Here is a 19,699-nt window from a genome sequence, read left to right on the forward strand (position 1 = left end):
ATTAAATGCTTACGTTCCAAATATCGAATATTACATTGCATGTATATGCATAAAATATAATAGATAACGTGTTCTCTAGCACTTTAAATATTGCTCAATTGTTGTAGCGCTACAATTAAAATCAGACCAACGATGTACTTTGCCCTATTATTTATTACTAACTAATTTATAAACCAACTGTATTTACCTAATTAATGCGCGCAAATTTTATAATTAAAGAAATACACACTAAAAAAGCAAAAGTGATTTGTGATAGATATGAAAAAAGCCCCAGCATTTCTGCTAGGGCTTTTAATCAATAATGGAGGCGCCTCCCGGAGTCGAACCGAGGTCCACGGATTTGCAATCCGCTGCATAGCCACTCTGCCAAGGCGCCATAATTGATATTGCTCTAATGAGCTTTGTTTCGATTTTACTAAAAGTAAGATGGTGCCCCGGGCCGGACTTGAACCGGCACAGCGCGAACGCCGAGGGATTTTAAATCCCTTGTGTCTACCAATTCCACCACCAGGGCACGCAATTCTTGATTGCGATAATCGGCACCACTGTCAATAATGACAATTCCAATTTTCGTAAAATTCTTTTACTCAACAAGCTAACTGTGCGTTGCTCCCTGAGAACGAGATGTACTTTAACTGATTAAGAAAATGAGTCAACAATAAATTATATTGATTTGATTCAAATGGTTAAAAACCAAGCTCAACGAACATTTTAACACCAAAACGCAGTAAAAAAGGGGCTCAAACTTTACTATTTAAGCTTTAGAGTTCTTGTTCAGAATTTGAAAACTTCAATATCTCAATATCTTTCACCGTCACTTTGCCATCCCTTCCCACTTGATTGTCTACGATAACATAACGATTCGCGTCAGTTTTGGTTATTGTATAATCACTTTCTGCTCCTGAAAATACAACGCTATTATTTCCTAAGTTACCTGTAATCACATTATCGAGTTGGTTAATGATTACATTAGAATCATTGGTACCTGTTAAGGTGATATCTTTTAAATAGCGAGAATGATTCGTGTATGGTTTTGACGCATCATATTTCAAGCTGAAAGTGCCATTAAAACTCTCATCAATTCGAGCATTATAGGTGATGTAAGGGTGGAAAAATTTAGTCATTAGTTCAGCACCAAGAGGATCTTCTGTCAGAATTCCCGCCCTAGTCTTTGCCAAATAAATTCCCCACATTCCTTTTTGGCTATCTGCTGTATTCAAAGCAGCGTTTCCTGAAGCATCCGAATTCCATGCCCCCCATAGTCCATAATACGAATCAACAACAGCGGCTAAATATTCTTGAGAGAGACTATTTTCTTGGGTTAGCTCCGTGATCCAGTCCTTATTTTCGTCCCCAAGTCCCCATATGCTCTGAGTTAATGCTGTAACTTGAGCACTTCGAATTTCGGCCTGATACTCAGGGAGTACACCATCAAATGATTGGTTTTGATCCACACCAATACCGTAATCATGAACCAAGTGCAGAATCTCTTCATATGTCGCATCTCGGTGATTATAGTCTTGTTTGATGTACCACTCTCCCCCTTCAACTTGGATTTCATTCTTGTATAAAGGCTGACCATCAAGTTCTGACGCTGAGTTACTTCCGTCATCACTGCCATTCAACAACATCAATAATGCACCGTTATCTGCCATCTTATTAATGACATCCGTTTTATCACCCCCAAACTCAGATAAAGTGTAATCCGTTAAATAATGGCTTAACACAGAGCGTACTCGGATGATCTGATTATCTGTTATCTGATCTTGCGACACGATATGAATCGGTTTTCCATTTGGTGCAATAAGCGAAGTATAGCGGTCAAATTTCAGAGCCTGACTATACGTTGCTGAGAGAGAGGCTGGAACCGGAGTAATCCCGAGATTTTCGACTTTGGTGATCAGTTGATATTGTTCAATCTCACTGCTCGTCATATAGTGCATCTCATCTGACGCAGCGACATTAAGCGTAAACCAATAGAAACTAGCAGGAACCCCCATTTCTTGATAGTAATCTAAATATGGCTTATGCACGGGGCTTGATATAGGAAAGCTCCCACCATCCTTTACACCATCACTCCATGAGTGCACTCCCACTCTAGCACCTTCTACGAGTCTTCTCTTTGTTCCAGCGAGAAACAGATCGGTCCCACCAGACGCAACATGCCCAGTTTTCCCAATTGACGTTGTAACTCCACTTTGCCTAATAAGCCTGCCTAACTGTAGGTTCGCATCATCGTCCGCTGAGCCATCAATATTAATGAGTGATAATGTTTTTATATTGGAGTTCGCTGCCAACATCTTACTAAATGCGGATGGTGTCCCGTCACAAACAACCCCAGTCACTTTTGCGATATCCCCTTCAACTGTGAATGACAGAGGCTTATCACCATCCATAGGAATTGAGCAGCTTGATTCAAATACTCCGGTGTTAGGAGAGACCGCTGTTGATGTTGAAGATGTTGAATTACAACCAACAAGAGATGAAACAACCATTGTGGTTAAAAGCGCAAGTTTTATATTCATTGCAATAAGCCCTATTTCGAGAAACGATGTGTTTACTTGAAATCACTTTAACAACATCAATACTGTAATTCTGGGCATGACACTTAGTACGACATACTGATACAAAGTGATACACAACAGCACAAATGAAAAGCGTCAGCTCATGTTCATAATTACGCCAAGGGATCAACTTCGTTCCCTATATTTGGGTAACTTGTTCAAAAAATTCGGCTAGTGAGGCGCTTTTGCACTTTCCATTAGATGAAACTTATATACAATATCGAGATTGCTCGCACATAACTAAAAATTTATATAATTAATACCAATACTACTGGGCAAAATTGCCCTATCTTGGTAGATAGTAGAATTATTGCTCTATCCAGTTATAAGAATAAATAAGGAGCAAATCTGGTGCTTCAGGAAGTAAATCTATCCGATCTAGAAATTGGAATGTACATCGTAGAAATCGCGCAACAAAAAAGTAACTCGCGTTTGCGTGATCCCGACTGGGTAAAAAGACAGTCAACCATTAAAAAGCTCGCTGAAAATGGCGTGATAAGTGTCATGGTTAATCCAGAAAAACGTAAATACGTTAAATCTGAAAACCATATAAAACACTTACAGCATAAGAGTGCGTTTGAAGATCTTGATGAAGCAAGTGAGCTTTTTATCGAGTCTAAATCTGTACAAAGGAAAGTTTTTGAAAACATACAAAACGGATTACAAATTGATGTGGAACTTGTGAAAGCAGCCACTGATAAGTCCATAGATATGTTATTCAAAAACCCTAACGCTATCAGCTGTATGCTGAATATTCGTGAAAAAGATGAGTATTTGTTAGAGCACTCGCTAGGTGTTGCTATTCTCACGGCCATGTTTGCTCGTTACCTCAATCTCAAGAAAGAAGTTATTCAGCACATGACTGTCGGTGCAATTTTGCATGATGTCGGTAAAATTGATATTCCAGACAATATTCTGCACAAGCCAGCGCGGTTAACTCATCCAGAGTTCGATATTATGAAAAAACATATCGACCACTCAATCACTAGGTTAGAAAAAACACCAGGGTTATCCAAACTAGCGCTAAGCACTGCCGCTCTGCACCATGAAAAAATCAATGGTAAAGGCTACCCATACGGTTTATCTGGAGAGGATATTCCACTCAATGGCCGAATAATTGGTATTTGTGACGTATTTGACGCATTAACAGCAACACGTTGCTATAAGCAAGGATTTACTCATACTAAAGCATTCACTATTGTGCGCAAAATGGCAGCTGAAGGTGATCTAGACGAAGTGTTAGTTAAAAAATTCATTGATTGCGTGGGCTCATACCCTGTTGGTGCAATGGTTGAATTAACATCTGACAAGCTTGCGATTGTTGACACTCGCAACATAGATGATTCAACGAAGCCGAAAGTCTACACCTTCTATGACTTGAGCTCTCGTAAATACAGTGATGTGGTTCGCGTTGATCTAGCTGAAAAAGAAAATGTACAAATTGTTAAATGCATTCGAGCGGAAGAATATGGCTTAAATTTCCGTGAAGCGATTGAGCATATCAACACAAATAAAATTTAATCTTGATAATAAAAATCGCTACAACTAAATACTTAGCTGTAGCGATTTTTAATGAAATCAAACACTATCGAATATTTATTAATAACATTTGCTTAAGTACTAATAATTATCGTTTTTCAAACTCAGATATAATCTTATTTATCTCAGAGGATTTTGGCATGGTATATAGATTCTGATTGTATGCCAAACTCCCCCATAATGCGTTAGCTTTTGCAATATCAATGACTTCAGAATTAACTTCCATCGGTTGCTGAGTTTTTGTGTCGAAGTCATATGAGTAAGCATAAGGTGTATTACCAGGTGTCAATACAACTAAATTGTCTCTAGTAAGATAACCAAAGTTATTCGCAAACTGCATCATTGCTCGTTCATCTTCTTTCAATAGTGGTTTCGTTAAATCGTGTCCAAGCATAGGTGAAACTGATGAAACTCCAATCAAAGACATCAGTGTTGATGGCATATCAATATTGCTCGCCAAGCGATCATCATTTCGTGGTTGAATATCTTTCCCCACGATCACTGCTGGGATATGGAATCTGTCGACAGGAATCAAATCTGTCGCGCTTACTCTTGAATCATGGTCAGCAATAACCACAAAAATCGTATTATCCCAATACTCAGATTGTTTAGCTTTTTCGAAAAACTTACCAAGTGCATAATCTGAATATTTAACAGTGTTATTACGAGTATGTTTCTCAGCATCGTATTGCTCAATTTTCCCATCAGGGTATTCAAACGGACTATGATTTGATGAAGTGAAAACTAAGCTGAAAAAAGGTCTATCTTCCTTGTGCATTTTCGTAAATTGTTGGTCTGCCATGTTGTACAAATCTTCATCAGACACCCCCCATGAACCAGTAAATATCGGTTGTTTATAATCACTCTCATCAACGATATTTTGAAAACCATTACCTAGAAAAAAGCTTTTCATATTATCAAAGTGACTTTCTCCACCATATATGAATTGAGTCATATAGCCATAATCAGAAAGTAAAGCTGCTATATTAAAAAATCCATTCTGGCTTTTGCTTAGCTTAACGACTGCACGAGATGGCGTTGGCGGAAACCCCGTTGTCATCGCTTCAATACCTCTAACAGAGCGAGTACCGGTTGCGTACATCTGGTTAAAACTCCAACCTTCCTTAATTAATACATCCAAATTAGGGGTTAAAGGTAAGCCACCCAATCCACCGACAAATCTCGCCCCCAGGCTTTCTTGCAACAAGATAACCAAATTTTTTTTTGGCCCTTCATAACTCGATGAATTATAATTTAATGTTGTAGTTTCATTCAAAAAACGTCCAGATATAGCTGAAGATTCTCTCACTAAGTCTACTATTCTATCCTTAGCCATCATGCCATACATAGAGGTTGCATTTTTTTCTGAGCCCATATTTTTTAAGGCGAAAATGACTGAGTACGCAGAATTCAAAACTAAATCATTCATTAATGGATCGGTAGAGAAAGACACCGCTGCAGGGTTTATTGGACGATGACCGAGAGATGAACGAGCTCCCCCAACACCAACAAGTACAACTAAAACCGCCATAATGATTCTTATATGTAACTTTGGCATGGTAATGTTTTTCGTCGCATAACCACTAAATTTCCAACCATAATAAAAAGTTATTAACGACCCAACTAGCCCAATAAATAATTCTGTTTTATAGCCAGTAAAGAGCATTCCAAACACTTCTTTTGGATAAACTAAGTATTCAATGAATAACCTATTTGGCCTTAAGTCGTATTCTAGGATAAATGGAACAGTAGCAAGTTCCATATAAACAAAGATCCAAAGCCCTATTACGAGCCAAATTCTCTGAACATAAACCCATACTCTACCTACAGCTTTTTCTGTAGGTAGAAGAGCAGCAAGCAATGCCGGAATTAAAAAAAACCAGCATATACTAGCTATATCAACTCTTACACCTTGTAATAGAATAAAAAACCAGCCCGAAGAGTCTGTCACTCTTTCATTGAGCCATAGAGAAAGCAAAAATCGACTTGTAGTTAATATTAGTAAAGTTAAGGCACTAAACATCACTACTGGTTTCAATCCATAAAAACCAAGCTTTTTCATACTACACCCTTGAATAATAAGTTAACTTCTGCAGGAGTTGAATATATCCATGTTTTCATTATAGATATTAGTATTTACATCCATTACACCAAGAATAGAATGAAATATATTATCCTGAGAATACTTGTTACTGCTCGCTTCACCTTTAATACACGAAGTGTTGATCTTTTTAGTCTGCTTGAAACCATCAGACATCCAAAGCATCAGGGGAACTTTGGTTTGATATTCCGGGGCTAATCCATATGGCATGCCATGTAAGAACATACCGTTTTCTCCAAGAGATTCACCATGGTCAGAAATATATACCAGCGCGGTATTATATTTATCATTCAGATCTTTTAGCTTTTGTATCGCTTGGCTGATGACATAGTCAGTGTAAAGAATCGTATTGTCATATGTGTTAACTATCTCTTCAACGCTGCAGTTCTCAATATCGCTTCGTGGGCAATCGGGTAAGAATTTCCTCGCCTCTTTAGGGTAACGCTTATAATACGTTGGTCCATGACTGCCAATTAAGTGCAATGCAATCATTCTATTACCATCTAATGACTCGACATCTTGCTCAAAGCTTTCCAACAGAGCCATGTCATAGCATGTACTCCCATCACAGAGTTCATTCACTTTACTACGATCTACCACTTTTTTTGTAATGCGTTCGGCGACATTTTTATCCCCTCCATCATTCTCTTTCCAAAGCACTGACACCTTCGCTCTATTTAAAATATCGAGTAAGTTATCTTGATTATCGGCAACCTTACGGTCGAAATTATTTCGAGTTAATGAAGAGAACATACATGGAACAGAAACGGCGGTTGCGGTTCCACAAGAGCTAACATTTTGAAATGAAACCACATCTAAATCGCGAGTAAACGCATTCGTAGGTTTAGAGTAACCGTTTAATTCATAATTTTGTGAACGAGCAGTTTCGCCGACCACAAATACAAGCAGAGTAGGCTTAGATTTTGAATCCTGCAGTGCTTCATCACTTTGTTTTGCATCTGTCCCTATATATTTATATTCAAGTGGCGTTGTGAAGTATTTATCCTTAATAAAACCTGTCGCGCTGTATATAAACTGAGTTGGAATGATTGCTTTTTTAAGTGCGCTATTATTTCTGCCTACTGATGCATAATCTTGATAATACATCATTGCAATTAAAGCAATCACTATAACGGAAGCTAGCATCGAACCGAGTTTAGATAAAACCATTTTGATGATATTTTGGTTCGCACTCAGCTTCGTCATCATTAGCATTAAAGCGGGCACTACACCCATTAAGAGAGTCCACACAACGGAGTAAACACTCAAATAAGAGCCGGCTTCACTGGTATCTGTTTCTATAACGTTTGCGATCATATTATAGTCAAACAAAGTTCCATAGTTATAACCCGCATAACTTACGACACTAGATAAAATCAAGATGATTACAAAAAATGGCTTTGTAATCATCGGCCAACTAAACAGATTGAAAATTAGATTTAATGCTGCCAAAAAGAAAATTGGGATTGATATTACAAACCCGACTTTAACGCCATTGATATCATTCAATATTGAACTAAGCTCGCTGTAAACAGGGATATTAACCACTACCGCAAAATACAACGCGAGTATAAAGGTGACACAAGTATATGAAACCTTTCTTTTAAAGAGAGGCTTAATTAAATAATTCATTTTATTACCAATAGAGATTAAAGCAGGATAATAGCCCATGTTAAAGCGGCAAAAACAAGCGAAACAAATACTGCGGCTGAGCCTATATCTTTTGCTCGACCACTCAACTCGTGCCATTCAGACCCAATTCTGTCAACCACAGCTTCTATTGCAGAGTTAAGTAATTCGGCTAATAGGATTAAAACTAAGCTACCAATTAATACAACCCTTTCTACGTCAGTAATTGTAAAAACAAATGTAGCTATTGTTAATAAAAAGCAAAGCACCACTTCTTGTCGGAATGCGGCTTCATTTATCCATGCTGCTTTTAAACCTTTCATTGAATATCCGGTTGCATCATATATTCTAGCAATTCCGGTTTTACCTGGTTTCATAATACATCCAAATATGAAAATCATTTCGAGGTCATACTAATCTTGTACGCGTGAATTTTATGTGTACAACTGAGTTATTTCCTCTTACTTTTTATAAATTAAGGAAAAATATAGTCCATCGATTCCTAAATTCAATTCAATATTATTAAATTAGTTGCTTAATCTTCCGCATCATATACGGTGTATCCTTTCTTCACTAAACAACGTCTCAACACTTTGCTTTGCACTGCGGTCGCATCATTTGCTCCGGTTGCTGCTCCTGCTCCGGCACCAACAGCACCTCCGGCAACGGCACCAACAGCTGCCCCACCGACACCATCTTCAAGTACACCGACAAGAGCACCCACTACTGCTCCTGTCACTGCGCTATTCTTCGCTTCCGTTTTAGCCGCTTCTGCTTTATCAACTTGCTCTGCATAAGACTGGCAATATTTGAAATCTTGGTCATATTGATTTGCATCGACACCTGTCATATCTACGACAGGTTTTTGGTTGTAAGCGCACGCTGATAGAGTGCTTGTCACTGCGAGTAACCAGATAATTTTTTTCATAACGGTACCTTATTGATTAAATTTAAAGTAACGTAAATGTACAGCGTTTTATTGGATATGACTGTCCTAATTTGTCTCGCTTTTGTCATACTCTGTCAGACACAAAAAAAGCGGTGCAAATGCACCGCTATATTTTTATAGAACACCGTTAATTATCTGACTATAAAGATTAATCAAACATCGTTTGGTATTTTTACAACAAAACAAGCTCCGCCTAAATAACTGTGGGAAATGCTCACGTTTCCGCGGTGACGATCGGTAATTTGCTTGACTATCGCCAGCCCTAAACCATGCCCTGATTTCTTTTTGTTTCGAGCTGAATCTGCACTATAAAATGCATCAAACAAATATGGCCAGTGCTTCTCATTGACTCCTTCACCGTCATCATGAACTTCAATACAGATATAGCCCTCATCTTTTGATAGAACAAGATGTATGTTCTGCTGTGCGAATTTACAGCCATTTCTAACTAAATTGTCCAACGCTCTTTTCAGTAAATGTGAGTCTGCTGTAAGGTAAGTTTCGACCGCAAACAAATCCGACTTAATATTGATCTTTGTATCTTTCCTCCAACGAATAATTTGATCTGTTATCCATTCATTGATTGAAATCGACTGTAGATTTAAATCTGTATCTGGCCTCTCGACACGAGCATAATACAGAAGTTCATCAACCATCGTCTCCATCTCTTCTGTATCTTCAATGATGCTTGCAATCGTCTTCTGCTGTTCTTTATCCAAATTCGTATCAGATAATATTTCAGCCTGCCACTGCACTCTAAAAATAGGGGTTCTTAGCTCATGTGCAACCGCATTAGTTAACGCTCGGTTACTGGTAATCAAACCTGAAATTTTATCAGCCATGTGGTTAAAGCTTTGATTTAAAGTTCCAACTTTTTTTGAACCTTTTAAAGGTGCTCGCGCATTAAAATCACCATCAGCAAAAGCCAAGGTGACTCTTTCTAATTCACGTATTCTGCGACTTAAAAACCAGATAAGAAGCACACAATAAAGAGCAAATCCAAAAATAAAAAATATCCAAACGATATTGTCATCAAAATCTATTTTCCGAATTAACGGAGCATTAGCATCAACATCCATTGTATAGATGTCATTACTATTGTTTATCGTAAACCATAAAATGCGTTCATCATCATAATAAAATCGCTGATCCACATGAGCAGCGATTCCATCTCGAACTTCTTTTGACTCACTACCTGAAGATATAGTGGTTAGTATTTGGCGTGTTTTACTGGTGAAGTTATGCAGGGCTTCTAACGCAGCTTCTTTTCCTTGCCCATCAGATATTGTATCAATGGTGTCTAGGTAAGCCTCAGCTTCGTACTCTTGTAAAATATAATCGTAATCAGTATTAATTTGATAAATAACGATTTCATAGCCCACTAAACTCATAAAAAAAAGTAATATAAGCCCAAAGAATGACTCTAAATATATTCTTCGCATCTCACCCCTACCATATAACTGTCATTATCGAATCTAGTTTTCCCATGCATCAGGGATAAACAGATACCCTTTACCGCGAACAGTGATGATTTTCTTTGGTGGCACACTCACATCACCCAGCTTTTTTCTTAGAGCGACGATCTTATTATCGACGGTTCTATCAATGCCATCATACTCGATGCCTCTAAGTAACTTAGTGAGCACATCCCGAGACAACACCTCTTCCGCTGATGATGCGAGTAAAAGTAGCAGGTCAAATTCGCTGTCTGTCATCACAATGTTCTGAGCACCAAGTTCACAACTACGATGCGCTTTATTTAACTTCAGTTGTCCAAAATGTAATTCATTCTTGTTTTCGACTACAGAAGTACTCTCTGCCCTACGTAACAACATACGGATACGAGCTAAGAGAACCCTTGGCTTGACCGGTTTACTCACAAAATCATCCATTCCAGTCTCTAGAGCTGCCACATGATCAAAATCATCATCACTTGCAGTAAGCATCAAAATCTTACCTCTATAGTCATTTCTGATCTGTCTACAAATTGTCAGTCCATCTTGGCCAGGCAACATGAGGTCGAGTAACACAAGATCTGGATTTTCATTGAGGATAACCTGCGGAGCTTCATTTCCATCCCCCACAGTAATTACGTTAAATCCTTGTTTTAAAAAGTAATCATTGAGCATTGACTGAAGTTTTAAATCATCTTCAACGATAACGAGTTTTTGAACGGACATAATTGATTCTCTGTACTTCAACTAGCGATTATGAATTGTCAGAGTTCGCCTGACACATGATTACAATGTTATAGAATTTCAGGTCATATGTATTTATAAATTGCGGCTGCAACCATAAATATCGCATATTTAGAAAACCGAAGTATCAATAAGTTCAATACGTTACTTACAAAAAAAGAGGCACCAAAATGATGCCTCTTTAAGAGAAAGTAATTATCAGTTAAGCGATGAGCTAATAGCTCACGATTATGGTTTGTTGATGCGATACATTTTGAGCATCAATAGCCAGTTCAAGTGTATTCCCCTGCATTTTCCATGATGTGATTTTTTCACCGTTCAATTCGACTTTTGTTGCTGAGAGCCCATCAAGTTGCCACTCAACCAATATTGGTCTTAATTGGGGAGCGCCTTCATAAGTCCCACTCGTCGTGAGCGTCAGTTTTGCCTCAGATTTTTTCGTATCTAGTTTGATTAATGTACGTCTTAAATCACCATCCAAATACTCGTTAGTGACGCCATCATCTTCATAGAGTGTAAATTCACTGTGTTGAGGTAAACCAAATACTTTCAGCGCTATAGTTTCAGGAACGTCACTGGTTAACTTACCGCTAGCAGCAGGGTTGAATGGCACAATGGCCCCCTCTTTCGCGTAAAGTGGTAGTTGGAACAGTGCTTCACCTTTCAGCTCAGAATAGAGCGGTTGTTCTTTCAACTCGATGCCAGTATCACTGTTATATGATTCGCCTGTTCTAAAATCAAACCACTTCCCTTTCGGTAAATACACATCCACATTTTTTTGGCCTAGTTTTGCTACAGCAACACTGAGTAATGATTCACCCATCATTTTGTGATTGCTTAGCGTTACTGCTTTTGGATCGTTTCCGAACTCAAAACCAAGACTTGGGAACACAGGAGCGTTGGTTAAATGTGCCGTATGAGCATTTGAGTAAATATACGGAATTAGCTGATACCTCAGTTCTAGGTTCGACTTATTACTCTCTAGATCACCGACTCTGTCCGGCGCTGTTTCTTTACAATTACATAAGTTCTCAGTGTGCGGACGAACAGGCACGTCAAACAATGAACTGTATGCGAACCACTGTGTGTAGGTTTCAGCTAGCGCTGCGTCTTTATCCTTACTCGGCACACCTAAACCCGCGCGATGGAAACCACCGATATCTGAACCATAATAATCCATACCCGATAACATCATATTGGTCTGCATACCCAGCTGAACCGACAAGCTGGTAAGATTAGAACCAATATCACCCGACCACATTGAAGCACCAAAACGTTGAATACCTGGCGCACCTGAACGTGACATCATGAACGGACGCTGGCTGACATCATTACGCTGATAGCCTTGGTATATACTTTCTAACCATTTGTAATTGAAAATGTTGTGTATTTCATTGTGTCCTTGGTCGCCAGCATAAATACCATTGCTATTGTACATTTCGGGCTCGCCAAGATCCGTCCAATGACCAATTACGCCCATATCAATCAGCGGTTGGCGTTTCCAATCATGCCACTTAATACCCGCCTCTTTATTGGTCCAGTCAATCATTCCGCCTTTACCCCACCAGTAGCCACCGCCGTCTGAGTTGGTATTGATCGCTTTACCTGTTTTAGGGTCTCTGGCTAAGAATCCAGACTCTTCCATTATGCTATGCTCTTCGAGATCACGGCTCACGTATGACTCTTCAATCAACATCATGCCAATGCCGTCGTCTTTTAACTGAGCAATTTTCTGTTTCGGTTTTGGAAAATTATCTTCATCCCAAGTCAAAGTGCCCATATGGCTCATTGGATCGTAAGGCTGAACATTCCCAAACCACTGCAAATCCATCACGACGCCATCGATCGGAAATTCATTTGACGCTAACGTTTCAAGCTTGCTGTCCATCTCTTTCCAATTATCAAAGCCGTACTCCGATAACCACATACCAAACATCTTTCTTGGTGGAACAAGTGGGTTACCAACCATCGACATATAGGACTGGCGCAATTCAGGGAGACTCTCGGCTGCGAAATAGAATAAATTCACATCGCCTTGTGCAGACTTAATTTTCCACGGAGACTGGCTGAAATCCCACTGTGTTGAGTACATATTGTCTAAATAGACGGCAAAATCCGTTTGATTTGGTGATGATGCATATAAAATTGGGAACATGGTATTGCCTGTTCCACCGCCATTAAACCCTTCCATACGGTTATTGGAGTGTCTCACTTTGCCATTCCAACTAGAGTCGACAATGCCTGGGTTCTGAAACTCTTGCCCTAAACCATTAAGTCGATACTGCTCATCCGCTGAAACGGTAAAGGCGGTGTTTGTGTCCGGGCAAATTTCACTTAATTGGTTATCTTTCTGATTTTCAACCGAAATACATAAGGTTTGCTCATCAACAGACACATCCAAGGCTGGCGTATTAAAGCCGTGTTTCGTTTTCTTAACCTTTGATGGTGCTTTAAATTTCGATAGATCAATCAGATCAGAGTGTTTAAACGATGCCTTTTCATCAGCGTCTTGGTAGGTGATTTGTAGAGCATTATCTGAATGAACAAAAATAGACAACTGCTTACTCTTTTGCGTCGCTCTCGCTTTGATGTTCGAGTATATTTTCTCGACAGTCGCGCTATCTAACTGCGTAGAGAGCGCGGATTTGAACGTATCTTCTGTATAAAACACTTCACCAAAAATAGGCCTCAGTGCCTTAGTCACATTCTCTTCTGGGAAGTCTTTTCTAAGACGAAAAACATCAACAGCCGTCACCTTGTAGGTATCTTGACCAGAGAAATGAAAGGATTGAGGCGCAGACGCCAATGCATGGCCGCTTAAGCCACTAAGAATACATGCGGTTAGGATATTAACGGGTAGTTTTTTGATAAGCACAACATCACCTAGAGATTGATTTTCCTTCACTTCTAAAACACATTCACTTAAGAGGAATGTTGTAATAGAGTCCTTGAAGCTTTATCCCATAGTAATAAAAGTGTTCACCGCTGAAAAATAGCCAAACTTAAACAAGATATAGATAAAAGCTATACCTCTGGTGCAACATAACGAGTTATCAGAATTTCGAGCAAGAAACAGAGAATTTATAGATGTTAAATATGTGACTTTACGACTGATATTGATCTCAAGGCGAATTGATAGTGTTCTGGTGCGCAGAAAAAATGAGTGAGCATGAATACCAAATGCTCACTCATTTGTTAAGAATAAAAGGCAGAACGTGCTGCCTTCAATATTAAAGTAGCGTTATCTTTTTCACCATCCCTTGCTCTGCATGTTCAGGAATATTACATGCAAATTCAACATTGCTATCCCCATGAAAGTGCCAGAGTAACTGTTTTGCTTTGCCAGGTTTGACTGTAACGGTACTGCCCGAATCATGGTTATGATGCGGCATAGACTTCATCATCTTACGATGTGCTAACTGCTCTTTCGCTGAACCAATCGAAAATTCATGATCTTGCTTACCAAGGTTCATCACAACAAACTGAACCACATCATTTGGTTGTATCTTCACCTCTTTCTTAAACTTAATCGTCATATCATCGTTGAGTAGAACATGAACAACTTTGTCTGGTTTTGCTCCTTTTGCTGGCATACCCACTTCTGACATACCTTCCATATTCATCATCGAATGGTCCATCTTGCTGTGGTTCATCTCGGTACTGTTCACTTTGGTACTGTTCATTTCTTCGTGGTTCATGGCTCCGTGATCCATTGTAGAGTGGTCAGTATCAGCCAATGCGTATGTTGTTGTGATCGTAAGCAGTGCTGCTAGTAGAGTCTTTTTCATGCGATTTTCCTTAATAAGTCATCTAATCTTTTTGATTTTCTATGTAGAGAGGGGCAGAAACCAATGGCTTCTACCCACTTAGCTTTAATCGTTTACCTTGCTCAGTTCTCGTTGCTTCCAAAGCTTAAAGATGGCTGGGAGTACCAGTAAAGTAAGCAGTAACGCTGATGCCATACCGCCAATCATAGGAGCCGCAATACGCTGCATCACCTCAGAGCCCGTACCTTCACCATACATAATTGGAATAAGGCCAATAATGACGGTGAGTACCGTCATCATGACCGGACGCACTCGAAGTCCTGCCCCCTCTCGAATCGAATGAGTTAGATCTCTCTCTTGTAGTGTTAAACCTTTTTCTTTTGCATCGAGTTTGGTGTAATGCCAAGCTTGGTTGAGGTACACCAGCATAATGACTCCAATTTCTACCGCGACACCTGCAAGCGCAATGAAACCCACACCAACAGCAATAGAGAAGTTGTAGCCAAGGTAGTGCATTAGCCACAACCCTCCAACCATCGCTAGTGGCAACGTGAGCATGATGATCATCACTTCACCGACTCGTCTAAAACTCAGGTAAAGGAGTAGCATAATGATAGCGATGGTGATTGGCACAACGACACCTAAGCGCTCCTTTGCTCGCTCCATGTATTCGTATTGACCTGACCAAGCAATTGAATAGCCCGCAGGTAAATCAAGCTGATCACCCACCGTTTTCCGCGCATCTTCTACGTAAGAACCAAGGTCTCGACCATCAATATCCACAAACACCCAACCATTAGGGCGAGCATTCTCTGTCTTTATCATCGGAGGGCCATCTTCATAGCGAATATCGGCTACGTCTGCCAAGGCTATACGCGCACCATTTGGTGTAATCAGGGGTAAATTTTGCAGTTTTTCAACCGAATCACGATATTCTTGCGGGTAGCGAACATTAATTGGGTATCGCTCAAGACCTTCAATCGTTTCACCCACGTTCATACCACCGACTGCGGTCGAAACAACTTGTTGGATCTCTTTAATGCTCAGCCCATAACGAGCCGCAGCTCGGCGGTTTATGTCAATCGTGACATAACGGCCACCAGCAACACGCTCTGCATAAACCGATGCAGTGCCTGTAATGCTATTCAATATTGGCTCTAGCTCAGACCCAATCTGCTCAATGATTTTAAGATCAGGTCCCGCAATCTTGATACCGATTGGCGTTTTAATGCCAGTCGCAAGCATGTCGATCCGGGTTTTAATTGGCATTACCCAAGCATTGGTTAAACCTGGAAACTGAACTAAATCATCAAACTCTTTACGTAAAGACTCTGAAGTCACCCCGTCTCGCCATTGGCCTTTTGGTTTCAGTTGAATAACAGTCTCAATCATGGTCAGTGGGGCAGGATCGGTTGCGGTTTCAGCGCGACCTATCTTGCCCCATGCAGTCTTCACCTCTGGTACTGTCATAATCAGCTTATTTGTTTGCTGAAGTAGTTCTCTCGCTTTACCAATCGATATACCTGGGTATGTGGTTGGCATGTACATAAGATCGCCCTCATCTAGCGGTGGAATAAACTCACTGCCGAGTTGGGTGGTTGGGTAATAAGCTGAGCCCATCAGCGCAAGCGCAAGTAGGATCATGCTCTTTGGATACTTAAGGCTAAGGCTAAGTAGCGGTTTATACAGAGCTATCAGCCCTTTATTGATTGGGTTCTTATGCTCTGACAATATGTTTCCTCGAATGAAATAACCCATCAATACAGGAACTAAGGTAATCGCCAATCCCGCAGAAGCCGCCATTGCATAAGTCTTAGTAAATGCCAGTGGTGAGAACATTTTTCCTTCTTGGCCTTCCAAAGCAAATACGGGTACAAAGCTTAACGTAATGATCAGCAAAGAAAAAAATAGTGGAGCCCCTACCTCTTGAGCCGCATCACCTATCACTTGCCAACGGTTCTTATCGTTCAGTGGCGTTCGTTCGATATGCTTGTGAACATTCTCGATCATTACAATAGCCCCATCTACCATGGCACCAATGGCAATTGCAATACCGCCTAAAGACATGATGTTGGCATTGATACCTTGCCAATGCATGACGATGAACGCCGAAAGGATACCAACAGGCAAACTCAAAGCGATGACCAATGATGAGCGGATGTGGAATAAGAACAACGCACATACAATCGCAACCACCATGAATTCCTCTGCTAACTTTTTCCAAAGGTTCTCAACGGCAGCATCAATTAATGTGGAGCGGTCGTAAGTCGGAACAATTTCGACGCCTTCAGGTAAACTTCGTTGAAGTTCGGACAGCTTTGCCTTTACCTTAGTAATCACTTCACTGGCATTTTCACCAAATCGCATAACAATCACACCACCAGTAGCTTCTCCCTCGCCATTGAGTTCTGAAATACCACGTCTTATTTGCGGTCCAAAGTTGATATCAGCAATATCACCCAGTAACAAAGCTGTACCTTGTTGAGTGACTTTTAACGGCAGCGCTTCAATATCTTCAATGCTAGACAAATAACCCGTAGTGCGTACCATGTGTTCCGCTTCAGCCACCTCAACAACAGAAGCTCCACTCTCTTGGTTGCCATTTTGAATAGCCATATTGACTTGTTGTAAAGTCAGGTCATAAGCGCGTAATTTAGCCGGGTCGATTTGCACTTGGTACTGCTTAACCATGCCACCAACCGTTGCCACCTCTGACACACCTTCAACCGTTTGAAGCTCATACTTTAAGAACCAATCTTGCAAGCTACGGAGTTCCGCAAGGTCATGCTGTCCCGTTTTGTCTTGTAACACATAGCTGTATACCCAACCGACACCTGTCGCATCGGGACCCAAGGTTGGTTTTGCACTTGGCGGAAGCTTTGGTGCCACTTGGCTTAGATATTCAAGAACACGAGATCTTGCCCAATACATATCAGTATCATCGTTGAAGATAATGTAGACGTAAGAATCTCCAAAAAATGAGTATCCACGCACCGTCTCGGCACCAGGTACAGCAAGCATCGCAGTCGTCAGCGGATAGGTGACTTGGTCTTCAACAACCTGAGGAGCCTGCCCCGGATAGCTTGTTTTTATGATCACTTGAACATCAGAAAGATCGGGGATCGCATCGACAGGAGTATTCTTTACGCTGTATAACCCGCCCAAAATAAGTGCGATTGTTGCCACCAGAACCAAAAATCGGTTACTGATAGACCAACGAATGATGGCATTTATCATTGTTCACCCTCGCTTATTTCTAGTCCTTTCAATAGATACTCTGAACCTTGATTTTCAACTAAAAAACGAACGCTTTGACCTTCTTCAAAATCAACTAAATTCACCTTATCTCCAACAGAGAAGTTCATCTCTCCAGCGTCCCAATCCCATTCTGGTACTGGTTGATGATTAAGGGTGATCATGCCGAAATCAGCCATCAGCATGGTAATGTCACCGTTAATCCAAACTTCAGAAGCCATTAAAGATTCACTGATCTTGTAATCGACTATTTCATACTGACTCGATGCGGCCTTTTGCATCTCAAACTCCAAATGCTGCCCTGCAACAAATGAATCAAACGCTACGCTATCTGCTACGTTAAAGTTCATCACCATTCCGGGCCAGTCCCAATCAGGTACAGGTTGATGATTGATAGTAAGCATGCGATGACCCGCCATCACATCGGTGATTGTCCCTTTTGCCCAAGCCGTTTCAGCAGGAACTTCCACACCATTGATGCGTGATAATTCCGCAGACTGGCTAGACTCTGAATCCAGCATGAAGTGTGCAGAGGTAACGATGCTGTCCCCCGCAGCTAAGCCTTGTAAGACTTCTATTTTGTCCGACGCTTCTCTTCCCACTTCGATTCGTACAGATCGATACTTGCCATCCCCTTCCGCTAACACCACTCGGGCCATGCCGCCAGACCGAATAACAGATGAACGAGGAATCGTTAAGACTGCATCGCTAGTAACCGGTTTTAGGACCACGTTTGCAAACATATTGGGTTTTAGCTTACCTTCTGAATTACTAAAGCGCAGACGTACACGTAAAGTACGAGTGCTTGGATCTAAGATCGGGTAGACATAATCCACTTCCCCACTCCACTCACCTCCAGGTAATGCATCAAGGTTCATTGACGCTTGGCTGCCCTGCTTAATCCAATGGGATTGACGCTCGAAAACTTCCGCGTTGACCCACACTTCATCCAATGGCCCAGCACTAATGACGGCTTGTGCCGGAGAAAGATAACCCCCTTCTCGAATGTTCAAGCTTGCAATAACACCATCGGCAGGTGCTTTTACCTCAATGGTTTGAGAAGCTTCCCCCTTACGAACTATCGACTTAATTTGGTTCCGATCCACACCTAACGTAATTAAGCGCTCTGTCGCTCCTTTAACCATGCCTTTTCGGTTTGTTTGGTATGCACTGATAAGCTCTTCTTGGGCTTTAACCAATTCAGGCGAGTAGAGTGTAAATAGCACTTCACCCTGTTTTACTCTCTCACCTACCGCATTAATAAAGAGCTTCTCAACCCAACCAGATACACGAACATTGGTTTGCCATAATTGACTGTCATCAAAAGCGATATAACCCACCGTTTCGATACGAGGGGCTAATACTTCACGCTGGACTCTTGCCGTCTTAACACCGAGGTTATTCTCAACCGCAGGATCAATCCTCACTGTTCCTGGTTTATCATTCTCACCATTAAGGGCCTCTGCATATACTGGTATAAGGTCCATCCCCATCGGTGACTTACCAGGCTTATCTCGTCTGTAATTTGGATCCATCGGAGCTGCCCAATATAACGGTTCATCACTACCAGTAACGTCTTCTGAACTCGCCATTTTGTCGTTCATTCCTGAGTGAAAGAGGCTTGCGCCGTAACCTAATACGCCACCAATGAGTAACGCCATGCTTGCAACTTTAATCGTTTTCATTTTCGTTCCCTT

Annotated in this window: 12 protein-coding genes and 2 tRNA genes; 1 reads left to right on the forward strand and 13 read right to left on the reverse strand. The window is 40.7% G+C overall.

Annotated elements, in window-relative coordinates:
* Positions 1 to 302 precede the first annotated feature (302 nt).
* The 3 genes from L4C39_RS01265 to L4C39_RS01275 all read right to left on the reverse strand — a co-directional run bounded on the left by L4C39_RS01265 (position 303) and on the right by L4C39_RS01275 (position 2,525).
* Positions 303 to 376: transfer RNA gene (locus L4C39_RS01265), tRNA-Cys, on the reverse strand.
* A gap of 51 nt (positions 377 to 427) precedes the next feature.
* Positions 428 to 514: transfer RNA gene (locus L4C39_RS01270), tRNA-Leu, on the reverse strand.
* Positions 515 to 761: 247 nt separating this feature from the next.
* Positions 762 to 2,525 carry a COG3904 family protein gene (locus L4C39_RS01275; RefSeq protein WP_429743963.1) on the reverse strand — a complete coding sequence of 588 codons (1,764 nt, stop codon included), beginning with the start codon at positions 2,523 to 2,525 and terminating at the stop codon, positions 762 to 764.
* A 390-nt stretch (positions 2,526 to 2,915) separates the two neighbouring features.
* Here L4C39_RS01275 and L4C39_RS01280 point away from each other — a divergent pair, with 390 nt between their 5' ends.
* Positions 2,916 to 4,085: a cyclic di-GMP phosphodiesterase gene (locus L4C39_RS01280; protein WP_171757407.1), complete on the forward strand. Its 1,170-nt coding sequence runs from the start codon at positions 2,916 to 2,918 to the stop codon at positions 4,083 to 4,085.
* A gap of 106 nt (positions 4,086 to 4,191) precedes the next feature.
* Here L4C39_RS01280 and L4C39_RS01285 read toward each other — a convergent pair whose 3' ends face one another.
* The 10 genes from L4C39_RS01285 to L4C39_RS01330 all read right to left on the reverse strand — a co-directional run bounded on the left by L4C39_RS01285 (position 4,192) and on the right by L4C39_RS01330 (position 19,687).
* Positions 4,192 to 6,165, reverse strand: a complete 1,974-nt coding sequence (locus L4C39_RS01285; protein ID WP_429743965.1) for an LTA synthase family protein — start codon at positions 6,163 to 6,165, stop codon at positions 4,192 to 4,194.
* Between the two features lie 21 nt (positions 6,166 to 6,186).
* Positions 6,187 to 7,836 carry a phosphoethanolamine transferase gene (locus L4C39_RS01290; protein ID WP_429743968.1) on the reverse strand — a complete coding sequence of 550 codons (1,650 nt, stop codon included), beginning with the start codon at positions 7,834 to 7,836 and terminating at the stop codon, positions 6,187 to 6,189.
* A 17-nt stretch (positions 7,837 to 7,853) separates the two neighbouring features.
* Positions 7,854 to 8,210, reverse strand: coding sequence for a diacylglycerol kinase (locus L4C39_RS01295; protein WP_113799692.1), 357 nt, complete (start codon positions 8,208 to 8,210; stop codon positions 7,854 to 7,856).
* A gap of 158 nt (positions 8,211 to 8,368) precedes the next feature.
* Positions 8,369 to 8,761, reverse strand: coding sequence for a glycine zipper family protein (locus tag L4C39_RS01300; protein WP_136995303.1), 393 nt, complete (start codon positions 8,759 to 8,761; stop codon positions 8,369 to 8,371).
* Positions 8,762 to 8,934: 173 nt separating this feature from the next.
* Positions 8,935 to 10,224, reverse strand: coding sequence for an ATP-binding protein (locus L4C39_RS01305; RefSeq protein WP_429743971.1), 1,290 nt, complete (start codon positions 10,222 to 10,224; stop codon positions 8,935 to 8,937).
* Between the two features lie 33 nt (positions 10,225 to 10,257).
* Positions 10,258 to 10,965: a response regulator gene (locus L4C39_RS01310; protein WP_371730716.1), complete on the reverse strand. Its 708-nt coding sequence runs from the start codon at positions 10,963 to 10,965 to the stop codon at positions 10,258 to 10,260.
* A gap of 229 nt (positions 10,966 to 11,194) precedes the next feature.
* Entirely contained in the window at positions 11,195 to 13,855 is a 2,661-nt protein-coding gene (locus tag L4C39_RS01315) for a glycoside hydrolase family 31 protein (RefSeq protein ID WP_429743973.1), read from the reverse strand.
* A 355-nt stretch (positions 13,856 to 14,210) separates the two neighbouring features.
* A complete protein-coding gene (gene copI / locus L4C39_RS01320; protein WP_017051893.1) occupies positions 14,211 to 14,768 on the reverse strand; it encodes a copper-resistant cuproprotein CopI in 558 nt (185 codons plus the stop codon).
* An 84-nt stretch (positions 14,769 to 14,852) separates the two neighbouring features.
* Positions 14,853 to 17,984, reverse strand: a complete 3,132-nt coding sequence (locus L4C39_RS01325; protein ID WP_136995301.1) for an efflux RND transporter permease subunit — start codon at positions 17,982 to 17,984, stop codon at positions 14,853 to 14,855.
* Complete coding sequence (locus L4C39_RS01330) at positions 17,981 to 19,687, reverse strand: efflux RND transporter periplasmic adaptor subunit (RefSeq protein WP_429743976.1); 1,707 nt, start codon at positions 19,685 to 19,687, stop codon at positions 17,981 to 17,983. The genes L4C39_RS01325 and L4C39_RS01330 overlap by 4 nt, the downstream gene beginning before the upstream one ends.
* Positions 19,688 to 19,699 lie beyond the last annotated feature (12 nt).

Source organism: Vibrio clamense (genome assembly GCF_050337905.1).
In the GTDB taxonomy this organism is placed as follows: Bacteria; Pseudomonadota; Gammaproteobacteria; order Enterobacterales; family Vibrionaceae; genus Vibrio; species Vibrio cortegadensis.

Coding starts and splice junctions, on each gene's coding strand:
- L4C39_RS01275 (WP_429743963.1), bottom strand. CDS start 2,525: ATGAATATAAAACTTGCGCTTTTAACCACAATGGTTGTTTCATCTCTT.
- L4C39_RS01325 (WP_136995301.1), bottom strand. CDS start 17,984: ATGATAAATGCCATCATTCGTTGGTCTATCAGTAACCGATTTTTGGTT.
- L4C39_RS01290 (WP_429743968.1), bottom strand. CDS start 7,836: ATGAATTATTTAATTAAGCCTCTCTTTAAAAGAAAGGTTTCATATACT.
- L4C39_RS01305 (WP_429743971.1), bottom strand. CDS start 10,224: ATGCGAAGAATATATTTAGAGTCATTCTTTGGGCTTATATTACTTTTT.
- L4C39_RS01295 (WP_113799692.1), bottom strand. CDS start 8,210: ATGAAACCAGGTAAAACCGGAATTGCTAGAATATATGATGCAACCGGA.
- L4C39_RS01300 (WP_136995303.1), bottom strand. CDS start 8,761: ATGAAAAAAATTATCTGGTTACTCGCAGTGACAAGCACTCTATCAGCG.
- L4C39_RS01285 (WP_429743965.1), bottom strand. CDS start 6,165: ATGAAAAAGCTTGGTTTTTATGGATTGAAACCAGTAGTGATGTTTAGT.
- copI (WP_017051893.1), bottom strand. CDS start 14,768: ATGAAAAAGACTCTACTAGCAGCACTGCTTACGATCACAACAACATAC.
- L4C39_RS01330 (WP_429743976.1), bottom strand. CDS start 19,687: ATGAAAACGATTAAAGTTGCAAGCATGGCGTTACTCATTGGTGGCGTA.